This window comes from Devosia salina (assembly GCF_019504385.1).
GTDB classification, from domain to species: domain Bacteria; phylum Pseudomonadota; class Alphaproteobacteria; order Rhizobiales; family Devosiaceae; genus Devosia; species Devosia salina.
Window position 1 is genome coordinate 399,939 of record NZ_CP080590.1, and the last position, 13,430, is coordinate 413,368.

The following is a 13,430-nucleotide window of genomic DNA, read 5'->3' on the forward strand; positions in this document are numbered from 1 at the left end:
CGTGCTTTCACCAATATCCCGTTGGCCTCAGTTCCGGGTTTCGAGCAGCAGGGCATTGCCCTCAGCTGCCAATGTCGCCAGCCGCCGCTTGCCGTCTTCCACGGCATCGCGGATTTCGGCGGAATTCTTGGTGGAAGCCACGCGCATCTCGTTGATGATGGTGCGGCTCTTCTCCTGGAAGTTGACCACGCTGTCGACCAGCTTCTTGACCGCATCGGCGCGCACCGTCGGGCCATAGCCGGCCTTGATGGCCTCTTCCTGCACCTTGTCGCCGATCTCGGAAAGCGTCTCGAGGCTTTTGGACATGCCTTCCTTCATCGCGTTCAGCGTCTCGGTCGATTCATGCAGGCCGAACATGCCGGTAAACGAGGCCGAAAGCGCGGTCAGCACGGTTTCATTGGTCGAGAAGAACGAGATCGACTGCTGATAGACCCGCTCCTTGGCATTGGTGGTCTGCATCAGCCGCGCCATCACCACTTCCGAGGTATTGTAGGAGATGGTCAGATTGTCCGAGAGGTCCTTGGCGATCTGGTAGCGCTTTTCCTCGTTCTGCATTTCCCGAAGGCGTTCGTCACGCGCCATTTCGAGCCGCGCCCGGTCGGCGGGCACGTCCCCGGCATAGGCGGCCAGCTCGTCGGCGGCCTTCTGCAGGATGTTCTTCTTCTCGGCCAGGCGCTGCTCGGCCGTCTGCAGCACTTCGAGCGCCATCACTTCGGATTGTTTCAGCGCCCCGCGGAAATCGCGATAGGCCTCGAGAATGGTGTGCTCGCGGTCGATCTGGTCCTTGGTGTCCGACGTGACCTCCAGATAGGTGTCGCGGATCTTGTTGAAGCGCGTGGCAATGTCGCCGCGGCTGACCTTCATCCACACATTCGAGACGCGCTCCATGAGGTCTATTCTGTTGTCCGCGAGCTGGTCGACCATGCCCTTGGCATCGTCGCGGATGGAATCGAAGCCCTTGGTGATGTCCTCGTAGCGCTCGCCGATCTTCATGGCGGCGACCTGCTCGCGCACCACTTCGTTGAAGGCGCTGGCCTGGCTCAGCGTGCGGCCGATCAGGATGACGCGGGTCTCGTCCAGCTCGGTAATCTGCTGCAAGAGCCCGGTAATGGGGGGCTCGCCCTGGTTTTCGGGCCAGATGCCCAGGTCGCGGATGGCGTTGACCGCCTTGTCCAGGTACTGCAACGGCTTTTCGGCAAGCGCCGAAACGGCGGGCGCGGTTGCACTTTGTGTCGCTTGGTCGGTCATCCTGGGCTCCCTCTGGGCTGGGCCGATCCGGCATCACAGCCGGTCAGCCCTAGATTGCGTCTGCCGCCCGGCCTGACAATTGCAACTGCAGGCCCGGACAACTATTTAGTCCATATTGGTGCGAAAAAGCCGCACGTAAAGAGTTGGACCCGCGCCATGTCTGCATGCTCCGCCCCCCGTTTGTCTGTTGTGTTTGTTTTCGGGTGCCGCGCCTGATGGATTTTGGTGGACGCTATCGTATTCGCGCCAGCCGCGCCGACGTCTGGGCCGCGCTCAACGACCCCGACATGCTCAAGGCCACCATCCCCGGCTGCAGCCATATCGCCTGGTCTGGTCCGGCCACGCTGGATCTGGCGATCACCGTCAATCTGGGCGTGGTCAAGCCGGTCTTCAAAGGCGAGCTGGCGCTGTCCAATGTCGTGCCGGCGCAAAGCTATACCCTCTCCGGCAAGGGCAAGGGCGGGCTGATGGGACTGGCCGAGGGACAGGCCGACATCACCCTCGCCGACCGGGACGGGGACACCCTGCTGGCCTTTTCGGCCCAGGGCGGTGCCTCGGGGCAGATCATGAAGCTGGGCAAGGCCATTGTTGGCAATTCGGCACAGAAGATCATCGACGGTTTCTTCGAGCGCTTCGCCAGCGCCATGGGCGTCGAGATTGAAGCCCTTGGCCCCGCCTGAGCCCGCCGCATTCAGCATTGCTTAACCACGCCAGAAACGGCCCCAACTCGGCCATGATTCCGCCGCGGCTGATCCGCTAAAGAGGAAGCAGTTCAACGCAATTTGCTTCAAATCCCATCATGTCCACCCAGTCCCGCGACAGCATCGCCCTCTACATCATTGCCGCCCTGGCGGTTCTGGCCACCATGTATGCCGATATCGACCTGGGCGAGATGTTCCGCGCGCTCCTTGCCCGCGTCTAGGCTGGTCGGGGGCGACGCCCGCGCAGGGCGAAGTCCCGGTCGCTCCACAGGCAAATTTTGACCAACCGGAAAAATTTCGCGCCTGCCCTCTTGCGGGAGACGCCATTGCACGATTTTATCCCCTGCTAGCGCACGCAGATTGACCTTCGGGCTCTGGTCCCGGTGCTGGTGCGAGACAGGGAGACTGAATCAATGAAAATTTCTTTCCTTACCAAGGCCATCGCGGGCGGCGTCGCACTGAGCGCGCTCATGGCTGGCGCTGCCTTTGCCGACGGCGCTCTGGTCTATGACGGCGGCGGCAAGTTCGACAAGTCGTTCAACGAGGCAGCCTATACCGGCGCCGAAAAGTTCAAGGCCGAGGGCGGCGCCTACCAGGATCTGGAAATTTCCGGCGATGCCATGCGCGAGCAGGCCATCCGCCAGTTCGCCTCGCGCGGCAACAACCCGATCGTGCTGCCGGGCTTCTCCTGGGAAACCGCGCTGCGCGCCGTCGCCCCTGAATTCCCCGATACCAAGTTCACCATCATCGACACCGTTGTGGACCTGCCCAACGTCCAGTCCGTGGTCTTCAAGGAACACGAAGGCTCGTACCTGGTCGGTATCCTGGCCGCCATGAAGTCGGAAAGCGGCAAGATCGGCGTCGTCCCGGCGTTCAACTTCGACCTGCTCGAAGCCTTTGCCTGCGGCTATGCCCAGGGCGCCAAGTCGGTGAACCCCGATATCGAAGTGCTCGAAACCTATGTCGGTACCGGCTTTGATGCCTTCAACGACCCGGTCAAGGCCACCGAAGTCGCCAAGTCCCAGCTCGATCAGGGCGTGGACGTCATCTTCCAGGTCGCCGGTGGCGCCGGTGCTGGCGTGCTTCAGGCTGCTGCCGACGCCGGCAAGTACGGCATTGGCGTGGACAGCAACCAGAACCACCTGCACCCCGGTTCGGTCCTGACCTCGATGCTCAAGCGCGTTGACGTCGCCACCTACAACGCCATGAAGGGCGTTGCCGATGGCACCTGGGAGCCCGGCGTGATCGTGCTCGGCCTGGCCGAAGATGGCGTTGGCGCTGCCTTCGATGAGAACAATGCTTCGCTCGTCACCGACGACATGAAGGCCGCCGTCGAAAAGGCCAAGGCCGACATCATCTCGGGTGCCGTCACCGTGCACGATTATCGCACCGACAAGACCTGCGACGCCCTCTAGGGCCGGCAACAAGGGGTTGAGCTGCAATGACAGGTCTTAACCCGACAAACGAGCAGCGGTCCTCCGGGGCCGCTGCCTCTGCGCTCGCCATCGAGCTTGTCGGCATCAACAAACATTTCGGTCCGGTTCACGCCAACAAGGACATCCACCTGGCCGTCAAGCGCGGCACGGTGCATGGCATTGTGGGCGAAAACGGCGCCGGCAAGTCGACGCTGATGTCGATCCTCTACGGCTTCTACACGGCCGACAGCGGCACCATCCGTGTCGATGGCGTGCCGCAGAACATTACCGACAGCCGCCATGCGCTGGCGCTGGGCATCGGCATGGTGCACCAGCACTTCATGCTGGTGGACAATTTCACCGTGCTTGAAAACGTGGTCCTGGGTGCCGAGGACTCGGCGCTGCTGACGCCGACCCTGAACCGGGCGCGCGACCACCTCAAGCAGCTCGCGCGCGACTACGGGCTCGATATCAATCCCGATGCCATTGTCGGCAATCTCTCGGTGGGCCAGCAGCAGCGCGTGGAAATTTTGAAGGCGCTCTATCGCGGCGCCGAAACCCTCATTCTCGACGAGCCCACCGGCGTGCTGACGCCGGCCGAGGCCGACCACCTCTTCCGCATCCTTGGCAAGCTGCGCGCCGAGGGCAAGACCATCATCCTGATCACCCACAAGCTGCGCGAGATCATGGCCATCACCGATGAAGTCTCGGTCATGCGCCAGGGCGAGATGGTCAGGACACTCAAGACCGCCGATACCAATCCCGAAGAACTGGCCGAACTCATGGTCGGCCGTCGCGTGCTGCTGCGGGTCGAAAAGGGCCCGGCCAAGCCGGGCGATGTGCTGCTCGAAGTCGAAAACCTGGTGGTCACCGACGATTTCGGCGTGCCCCGGGTCAAGTCCGTCAGCTTCCAGGTCCGGGCCGGGGAGATCGTCGGCATTGCCGGCGTGGCCGGCAATGGCCAGTCCGAACTGCTCGAATCCATCGCCGGCATGCGCGACCAGAAATCGGGCACCATCCGGGTCAATGGCAATCCCCTCTCGCTCGAAGGCGATGACGGTGCGGGCCGCGCCCGTCTGGCGGGGCTGGCACATGTGCCCGAGGACCGCCTGCGCATGGGCCTGGTGACCAATTTTGCCGCCTGGGAAAACGCCATTCTCGGCTACCAGGACAAATATGGCGACGGCCCCGGCCTCGACATCGCCAAGGCCCGGACGACCGCCGAAGACTATATGAAAAAGTTCGACGTGCGTCCGGCGAGCCTCGACCTCAAGACCGCCAATTTCTCCGGCGGCAACCAGCAGAAGCTGGTTCTGGCCCGCGAGATGGAGCGCGATCCAGACGTGCTGATCGTCGGCCAGCCGACGCGCGGCGTCGATATCGGCGCCATCGAGTTCATCCACAACCAGATCATCAAGATGCGCGATGCCGGCAAGGCCATCCTGCTCGTCTCGGTGGAACTGGACGAAATCCGCTCACTGTCGGACCGCATCCTCGTGATCTTCGACGGGCAGATCGTCGGCGAGGCCGATCCGGCGACAGCCGATGAAACCGAACTGGGCCTGCGCATGACGGGCTCGCATGCGGATAATGTGGTCACCGAGCCGGGCACCTTGCCCGAGCACGAGACCCCGGTGCAGCAGACGCTGGTGGAAATGAGCCCCAAAGACAATTCCGCCAGGGATACCAACTGATGACCCCATTGCCACGCTGGGCCGACGTCGTTCTCTTGCCCCTGCTCAATGTCGTCCTGGCCTTTCTGGTGGGCGGCCTCATCGTTCTCGCCGTTGGTCAGAACCCCCTTCAGGCCGTCGGCATCATGCTCTATGGCGCCTTCGGCTATGGCTCGGGCTTCGGCTACACGCTCTATTACACGACCGACTTCGTCTTTGCGGGCCTGGCGGTGTCGCTGGCCTATCACGCGGGCCTGTTCAATATTGGTCCCGAGGGCCAGGCCTATGTCGCCGGTCTTGGGGTCATCCTGATTGGACTGGCGCTCAATGGCATGCACTGGGCGCTGGTCTTCCCGCTGATGATCGTCTGCGGCGCGCTGTTCGGTGCGGCCTGGGCCTTCATTCCCGGCTATCTCCAGGCCAAGCGCGGCAGCCACGTGGTGATCACCACCATCCTGTTCAACTTCATCGCCGTCTCGATGATGGGCTATATCATCAGCCGCATTTTGAAGCCCGAAGGCGTCAATTCCGATGAAAGCGCGCCGCTCGAGGCCATTACCCGCGTGCCGCAGCTGCGCAGCTTCATCGAACTGTTCAAGAACTCGCCGGTCAACCTGACCTTTTTCCTGGCCATTGCCGCGCTGTTCTTCGTCTATTGGCTGATCTGGCGCACCAAGTTCGGCTATGCCGTGCGTGCCCTGGGCAACAACCCGGTCGCGGCCAATTATGCCGGCATTTCCAACCAGAAGATGATCATGATCGTCATGGCCATGGCCGGCGCCTTCGCTGCCATGGTGGCCGTCAACAATGTCGGCGGCGTCCAGGGCCGGTTGATCCTCAATTTCGTCAATGGCGCCGGCTTCGTGGGCATTGCCGTGGCCTTCATGGGCAAGGGACATCCCATCGGGGTGGGCCTGTCGGCGCTCTTGTTCGGCATGCTCTATCAGGGCGGTCAGGAACTGGCCTTCCAGATGCCCGGCATCACCCGCGAAATGATCGTCACCATCCAGGCCCTGGTGATCCTGTTCACCGGCGCCATGGGCGACATGCTGCGTGGACCGCTTTCGCGGCTCTTCGCCCAGCCTGAACCAGCAGCGGGAGGCAAGTGATGGAGCAGTTCCTGGTCGATCTGACCCTCATTCTGGACTCCACCGTGCGCCTTGCCGTGCCGCTGATCCTGGCGTCGCTGGCCGGCCTCTATTCCGAGCGGTCCGGTATTATCGATATCGGCCTCGAGGGCAAGCTGCTCGCGGGCGCCTTCGCGGCGGCATCCATGTCCGCCGTCACCGGTTCGGCCTGGCTTGGCCTGCTGGCCGGCATCGGCGCAGCCCTGATGTTCTCGGGTATTCACGGCCTGGCCTCGATCAATTTCAAGGGCAACCAGACCATTTCGGGCGTGGCCCTCAATTTCCTGGCTGCCGGTCTCACCACTTTCCTGGGCCAGTCCTGGTTCAAGCGCGGCGGCTACACGCCCCAGCTGTCCGGCGATCAGCGCTTCAATCCCATTACCCTGCCATTTGCCGACCAGATCAGGGATGTGCCCGTCATCGGCCAGATCTATTGGGAGCTGATCTCGGGGCACAACATCATCACCTATTTCGCCTTCCTCGCTGTGCCGGTGACCGCCTGGGTGCTGTTCCGCACCCGCTTCGGCCTCCGCCTGCGCGCCGTGGGCGAGAACCCCAAGGCCATCGACACGGCCGGCATATCGGTGACGCGCCTGCGTTATCAGGCCCTGATCATCACCGCCGTGCTGGTGGGCATTGGCGGCGCCTATCTCTCGATCGCCCAGTCGGCCGGGTTCAACAACAATATGTCGGCCGGCCGCGGCTATATCGCGCTGGCGGCGCTGATCTTTGCCAAGTGGCGGCCGGGTCCGGCGCTCCTGGTCTGCCTGATGTTCGGCTTCCTCGATGCGGTGCAGTTCCGCGTCCAGGGCCAGGTCTTCCCCATTATCGGCGAAGTGCCGGTGCAGGCGATCCAGGCGCTGCCCTATATCCTGACCGTGGTGCTGCTGGCCGGCTTCATCGGCCGCGCCGTTGCCCCCAAGGCGGCCGGCGTGCCCTATACCAAGGAGCGCTAGGCCCGCGGGCCTGGCGCCGGAGACTTGATGACCATGCAAGAGATCGACAAGGCCCTTTTTGCGGCCGCCGAAGCCGTTCGCGCCAAGGCCTACGCGCCCTATTCGAAATTCCAGGTGGGCGCGGCCATCCTCGCCGATGACGGCCAGATCTATGCCGGCTGCAATGTCGAGAACGCCGCCTATCCGGTGGGCAATTGCGCCGAGCCCAGCGCCATCGCGGCCATGCTGGCCGGGGGCGGCAAGCGCATCAGGCGCGTCTATGTCACCGGCCCGGGCACGGCGCCGGTCACCCCCTGCGGCGGTTGCCGCCAGCGCATCCGCGAATTTGCCGATCCCGATGTCGAGATCATCTCCCATGGCGTCGACGGAGAACCGCTGGTGCAAACGCTCGAGCAATTGCTGCCCCATTCTTTCGGTCCGGATCACCTGAAAAAATGACCAAAGCCGCAAAGACCATCCGCAAGATTGCCGGTTCCGAGCCGATCGCGGCCGCCCTCGTGCTGGGCTCCGGCCTGTCGGCCATTGGCGAGCTGATGGAAGACCGGATCGCCATTCCCTATTCCGAGCTCAAGGGCTTTCCCGGCGGCGGCGTGTCGGGCCATGGCCGCGACCTGCTGATCGGCCATATGGGCGGCAAGCGCATCGCCGTGCTCACCGGCCGCGAGCACTATTATGAACACGGCAATGCCAGCGCCATGCGGCCGGCGCTCGAAGCCCTGGCCGATCTCGGCGCTGAAACATTGCTGCTGACCAATTCGGCCGGCTCGGTCGACCAGCGCTTCGCGCCCGGCGACCTTATGCTGATTGCTGATCACATCAACTATGCCGGCATGAACCCGCTGATCGGCGAGCCGACCGACCGCCGCTTTGTGAACATGGTCAATTGCTACGATCTCGACCTGCGCGCCAAGGCGACGACTCTGGCCCAGCGCTTCGACTACGCGCTCGGGGAAGGGGTCTATCTGTGGTATTCTGGCCCGAGCTTTGAAACCGTCGCCGAAATCCAGATGGCCATGCGCCTCGGCGCCAATGCCGTAGGCATGTCCACGGCACCCGAAGTCATTCTCGGGCGCTTCCTGGGGATGAAGGTCTGGGCCTGCTCGTCCATCACCAATATGGGCGCTGGCCTGTCGAGCGAAAACATCAGCCACGAGCATACCAAGCTCATGGCGGCACACGGGGCCGAAAAACTCAAAAGACTGATCCCCGCACTGGTGGAGGAACTATGAGTCTCAAAGTCGTCGACAACACCACCGCCGAACCGGCGCACAAGCGCAATCCCGGTTATCCGCTCGATCTCGACTGGGTCGAACGCGTGCGCATGAACCGCTCGGCCCTGGAGCGCCGCGCCGGCACCATTGGCGCGCGCCGCACCGTCAAGAAGGACTATCAGCTCGCCTGGCTCCTGAAGGCGATCACCATGATCGACCTGACCACGCTCAATGCCGACGATACGCCGGGCCGTGTCGAGCGCCTCTGTGCCAAGGCCCGCAACCCGATCCGCCGCGACATCCTCGACCAATTGGGCATGGGCAATCGCCGGATTCTCCCCGGCGCGGTCTGCGTCTACCACAGCTTCGTCAAGACGGCAGTGGACGCGCTCGAAGGCTCCGGCATTCCGGTCGCCGCCGTGTCCACCGCCTTCCCGCATGGCCTCGCGCCAGTCGAAACCAAGATCGCCGAGATCGAGGCTTCGGTGAAGGACGGGGCGAAGGAGATCGACATCGTCATCGAGCGCGGCATGGTGCTGCGCGGCGACTGGCAGGCGCTCTACGACCAGGTCAAGGCCTTCCGCAAGGCCTGCGGCGACGCTCACATCAAGACCATCCTCGGCACCGGCGAATTGGCCACCCAGACCAATATCGCCAAGGCCTCGCTGGTCTGCATGCTGGCCGGCGCCGATTTCATCAAGACCTCGACCGGCAAGGAAAAGGTCAATGCCAATCTCGTCACCTCGCTGACCATGATCCGCATGATCCGCTGGTTCGCCGAGGAGACCGGCATCGAGATCGGCTACAAGCCCGCTGGCGGCATCGCCACGGCCGGCGACGCGCTCAAATACATGGCGCTGATGAAGGAAGAGCTGGGCACCCACTGGCTGCAGCCGCACCTCTTCCGCTTCGGCGCATCCTCGCTTTTGACCGATATCGAACGGCAGCTCGAACACGGCCTCACCGGCCATTATGCGGCCGACTATCGCCAGCCGATGGTGTGATGCAATCCGCCCTCGTGGTTCGAGGCGCGGCGCGCCGCGCACCTCACCATGAGAGCTCCCAAATGCTCCGCAGACCCTCATCTTGAGGCGAGAGCGAAGCGAACGAATGCTCCGCAGGCCCTCATCCTGAGGTGTGAGCGAAGCGAGCCTCGAAGGACGGGGGCCGGGTGAAACCGCGCCTCGGGAGGACCCGAAATGAACAAGATCGCGCAAATCTTCGATAGCCTCGATTATGGCCCGGCGCCCGAAGCGCCCGATCAGGCCATCGCCTGGCTCGACAGCAAGGGCCGCAAGTTCGGCCATTTCATCGATGGCAAATGGACCAAGCCGGGCAAGACCTTCACGGCCGACAATCCGGCCACCGGCGCCTCTTTGGCCGAGATCACCGACGGCACAGCGGCCGATGTCGATGCGGCGGTGAAGGCCGCTCGGGCCGCCTTCAAGTCCTGGTCGGCCCTCAGTGGCTATGAGCGCGGCAAGTATCTCTATGCCATCGCCCGCATGATCCAGAAGCATTCGCGGCTCTTCGCGGTGCTCGAAAGCATGGATAATGGCAAGCCCATTCGCGAGACGCGCGACGCCGATATTCCGCTGGTCGCCCGCCATTTCTACCACCATGCCGGCTGGGCCACCCACATTGCCCGCGAGTTCCCCGATCACGTGCCCTATGGCGTTTGCGGCCAGATCATCCCATGGAATTTCCCGCTGTTGATGCTGGCCTGGAAGATCGCCCCGGCTTTGGCGGCGGGCAATACAGTGGTGCTCAAGCCCGCCGAGTTCACCTCGCTGACCGCGCTGCTCTTCGCCGAAATCTGCGAGCGCGTCGGCCTGCCCAAGGGCGTGGTCAATATCGTGACGGGCGAGGGCGACACCGGCGCCACCATCGTCAACCACCCCGATATCGACAAGGTCGCCTTCACCGGCTCGACCGAAGTGGGCAAGATCATCCGTGCCGCCACGGCCGGCTCGGGCAAGGGTCTTTCGCTCGAGCTGGGCGGCAAGTCCCCCTATATCGTCTTCGAGGATGCCGATCTCGATTCTGCCGTCGAGGGTCTGGTCGATGCCATCTGGTTCAACCAGGGCCAGGTCTGCTGCGCCGGTTCGCGTCTCCTCGTGCAGGAAAGCATCGAGGAGCGCTTCATTGCCAAGGTCAAGGCGCGCATGGAAAAGCTGCGCGTGGGCGACCCGCTCGACAAGTCCGTGGATATCGGCGCGCTGGTTACCCCGGTGCAGGTCGAACGCATCCGCGACCTTATGAAGAAGGGCGTCGCCGAAGGCGCCGAGGTCTATGAGCCCGATGGGCAGCTTCCGGCGAATGGCTGCTTCCTCAAGCCCGCCCTCGTCACCAATGTCTCGCCCGCCAATACCCTGGTCTCCGAGGAAATCTTCGGGCCCGTGCTGGTCGCCATGAGCTTCCGCACGCCCGAAGAGGCGGTGGCGCTGGCCAACAACACCAAATATGGCCTTGCCGCCACGCTCTGGAGCGAGAACATCAATCTCGCCCTCGACATTGCGCCCAGGCTCAAGGCCGGCGTGGTCTGGATCAACGGCACCAATAATTTCGACGCGGCCGTGGGCTTCGGCGGTTACAAGGAAAGCGGCTTCGGCCGCGAGGGCGGTCGCGAGGGCATGGGCGTCTATTTGAAGCCCGCCTGGGAGAAGGGTCTTAAGCAAGCCCCTCATCATGAGGTGCGCCCGCAGGGCGCCTCGAAGGGCGAGGGGCGGCCATCGCAGAATCCCCTGGACACCGGCCATCTCGACCAGACCGCCAAAATGTATATCGGCGGCAAGCAGGCGCGTCCCGATAGCGGCTATGACCGGCAGGTCATCGGCCCCAAGGGCGAGCTGGTCGGCGAAGTTGGTGAAGGCAATCGCAAGGATATCCGCAACGCCGTCGAAGCCGCCCGCGCCGCGCTTGGCTGGGGCAGCACCGCCGCCCATACCCGCGCGCAGATCCTCTATTTCCTGGCTGAAAATCTCGACTATCGCCGCGACGAGTTTGCCGCCCGCATCAAGGCGCAGACCGGCGAGGACGGGGCCGAGGAAGTCGCCCTTTCCGTCGAGCGGCTCTTCGCCTTTGCCGGCTGGGCCGACAAATATGACGGCGCCGTCCACAATCCGCCCCAGCGCATGGTGGCCACGGCCATGATCGAACCGCTCGGCGTGCTCGGCATTGTCGCGCCGCAGGCGCGCCCCCTGCTGGGGTCCATCGCCCTGCTGGCGCCGGCCATCGCCATGGGCAATGCGGTCGTGCTGGTTCCTTCGGAGCGCAGTCCGCTCTCAATGACCGATTTCTACCAGGTGCTCGAAACCTCCGACATGCCCAATGGCGTGGTCAACATCGTCACCGGCGAAAGCGTCACCCTGGCCAAGACCCTGGCCGAGCATGATGGCATCGACGGCATGTGGTTCATGGGCTCTGCGGAAGGCTCCGCCATGGTCGAAAAGGCCTCGGTGGGCAATCTCAAGCAGACCTGGACCAGCCGCGGCCTCGCATACGATCTGGCCGATCCGCGCTTTGCCGGCGACTATTTCCTGGCCAAGGCGACGCAGGTCAAGAACGTCTGGATCCCCTACGGGGCGTGAGCAACCGCCCTCGTGGTTCGAGGCTCGCGAAACCGCTCGCACCTCACCATGAGGGCTCCGATAACTCCGCGCTTTCGTAAGCCCTCATGGTGAGGCGGGAGCGCAGCGACCCTCGAACCACGAGGGCGAGGCACGCGAGCACGTCAAAATGGTCTTCCTCCCGCAAGAAGTCATCCTCAAGAAACGCAATGGCGAAATCCTCGCCAAGGACGATATCGCCCAGTTCATCGCCGGTTTTGCCAATGGCACGGTGTCCCATGCCCAGGCGGCGGCCTTCGCCATGGCGGTCTATTTCCAGGACATGACCATGGACGAGCGCGTGGCGCTGACCCTGGCCATGCGGGACAGTGGCAGCGTGCTCGACTGGTCCGACCTCGATGGCCCGGTCGCCGACAAGCATTCGACCGGCGGGGTGGGCGACAATGTCAGCCTGATGCTGGCGCCGATCCTGGCGGCCATCGGCATCTATGTGCCGATGATTTCGGGGCGTGGCCTCGGCCATACCGGCGGCACGCTCGACAAGTTCGATGCCATCCCTGGCTACCAGACCCAGCCCGACAATGCCCTCTTCCGCAAGGTGGTGAAGGAAGCCGGCTGCGCCATTATCGGCCAGACGGCCGACCTCGCCCCCGCCGACAAGACGCTCTACGCCATCCGCGACGTCACCGGCACGGTGGAATCCATTGCCCTGATCACCGCCTCGATCCTCTCCAAGAAGCTGGCCGCGGGTCTCGGCGCCTTGATCCTCGACGTCAAGACCGGCTCGGGCGCCTTCATGCCCACGCTGGAAAAGTCGCGCGATCTGGCCCAGAGCCTGGTCACCGTCGCCAATGGGGCAGGCCTCAAGACCGGGGCGCTGATCACCGACATGAACGAGCCGCTGGCCAGTGCCGCCGGCAACGGGCTCGAAGTGCGCAACGCCGTCGATTTCCTGACCGGCACCCATCAGGACGCGCGCCTGCGCGAGGTGACGCTGGCCCTCTGCGCCGAGATTGCGCTGATGACCGGCAAGGCCAGCTCGCTGGCCGATGCTCAGGTCCAGGTTGAAACCGCCCTCGACAGCGGCACCGCCGCCGAACATTTCGGCAAGATGGTCATGGCCCTGGGCGGCCCCGCCGGCTTTGTCGATGCCATGGACACGCATCTCGAACCCGCCCCCATCATCCGCGACGTCTTTGCCATCGGGCAGGGCAGGGTCAGCACCATCGATACCCGCGGCGTCGGCATGGCGGTGGTTGCCCTCGGGGGCGGCCGTGCCACGCCCACCGATGTCATCGATCACCGCGTCGGCTTTGATCGCCTGGCCGGGCTGGGGGCGGAAGTGGGCCCCGGCATGCCCATTGCCCGCATCCACGCCGCCGACGAAGCCAGTGCCGCCGATGCCGAAGCCCGGCTGAAGCGGGCCTATCATCTCGGTGAGGCTGTGCCGAGCAATCCGTTGATTGCTGGTCGGATTGGTCAACCGGCCTAACGTTCATCGCCTCCCTCCCCCTTGAGGGGAGGGACCGA

At 63.8% G+C, this 13,430-nt stretch carries 11 protein-coding genes and 1 pseudogene; 11 read left to right on the plus strand and 1 reads right to left on the minus strand.

The genetic code is table 11. The features are described from left to right. Positions 1-27 precede the first annotated feature (27 nt). Entirely contained in the window at positions 28-1,248 is a 1,221-nt protein-coding gene (locus tag K1X15_RS01915; protein ID WP_220305818.1) for a cell surface protein, read from the minus strand. A gap of 215 nt (positions 1,249-1,463) precedes the next feature. On the opposite strand from K1X15_RS01915, the gene K1X15_RS01920 reads away from it, so the two are divergent. The 11 genes and pseudogenes from K1X15_RS01920 (at position 1,464) to deoA (ending at position 13,392) form a co-directional block, all read left to right on the plus strand. After that, complete coding sequence (locus K1X15_RS01920) at positions 1,464-1,928, plus strand: SRPBCC family protein (RefSeq protein WP_220305819.1); 465 nt, start codon at positions 1,464-1,466, stop codon at positions 1,926-1,928. Between the two features lie 119 nt (positions 1,929-2,047). Continuing rightward, a complete protein-coding gene (locus K1X15_RS21380) occupies positions 2,048-2,170 on the plus strand; it encodes a hypothetical protein (RefSeq protein WP_276315288.1) in 123 nt (40 codons plus the stop codon). A gap of 192 nt (positions 2,171-2,362) precedes the next feature. Beyond that, positions 2,363-3,364, plus strand: a complete 1,002-nt coding sequence (locus K1X15_RS01925; RefSeq protein ID WP_220305820.1) for a BMP family lipoprotein — start codon at positions 2,363-2,365, stop codon at positions 3,362-3,364. A gap of 26 nt (positions 3,365-3,390) precedes the next feature. Continuing rightward, positions 3,391-4,941: pseudogene (locus tag K1X15_RS01930) on the plus strand (ABC transporter ATP-binding protein); the annotation flags it as partial. Positions 4,942-5,057: 116 nt separating this feature from the next. Next, positions 5,058-6,146 carry an ABC transporter permease gene (locus K1X15_RS01935; protein WP_220305822.1) on the plus strand — a complete coding sequence of 363 codons (1,089 nt, stop codon included), beginning with the start codon at positions 5,058-5,060 and terminating at the stop codon, positions 6,144-6,146. Further along, a complete protein-coding gene (locus tag K1X15_RS01940; protein WP_220305823.1) occupies positions 6,146-7,120 on the plus strand; it encodes an ABC transporter permease in 975 nt (324 codons plus the stop codon). Before K1X15_RS01935 ends, K1X15_RS01940 begins: the two co-directional genes overlap by 1 nt. 27 nt (positions 7,121-7,147) lie before the next feature. Next, a complete protein-coding gene (locus K1X15_RS01945) occupies positions 7,148-7,558 on the plus strand; it encodes a cytidine deaminase (RefSeq protein ID WP_220305824.1) in 411 nt (136 codons plus the stop codon). Continuing rightward, entirely contained in the window at positions 7,555-8,349 is a 795-nt protein-coding gene (locus K1X15_RS01950; RefSeq protein WP_220305825.1) for a purine-nucleoside phosphorylase, read from the plus strand. The genes K1X15_RS01945 and K1X15_RS01950 overlap by 4 nt, the downstream gene beginning before the upstream one ends. Beyond that, on the plus strand, positions 8,346-9,335 hold the full coding sequence (gene deoC / locus K1X15_RS01955) for a deoxyribose-phosphate aldolase (RefSeq protein ID WP_220305826.1): 990 nt from the start codon (positions 8,346-8,348) through the stop codon (positions 9,333-9,335). The genes K1X15_RS01950 and deoC overlap by 4 nt, the downstream gene beginning before the upstream one ends. Before the next feature lie 195 nt (positions 9,336-9,530). Then, on the plus strand, positions 9,531-11,921 hold the full coding sequence (locus K1X15_RS01960; protein WP_220305827.1) for an aldehyde dehydrogenase family protein: 2,391 nt from the start codon (positions 9,531-9,533) through the stop codon (positions 11,919-11,921). A gap of 148 nt (positions 11,922-12,069) precedes the next feature. Beyond that, on the plus strand, positions 12,070-13,392 hold the full coding sequence (gene deoA, locus K1X15_RS01965; RefSeq protein WP_220305828.1) for a thymidine phosphorylase: 1,323 nt from the start codon (positions 12,070-12,072) through the stop codon (positions 13,390-13,392). Positions 13,393-13,430 lie beyond the last annotated feature (38 nt).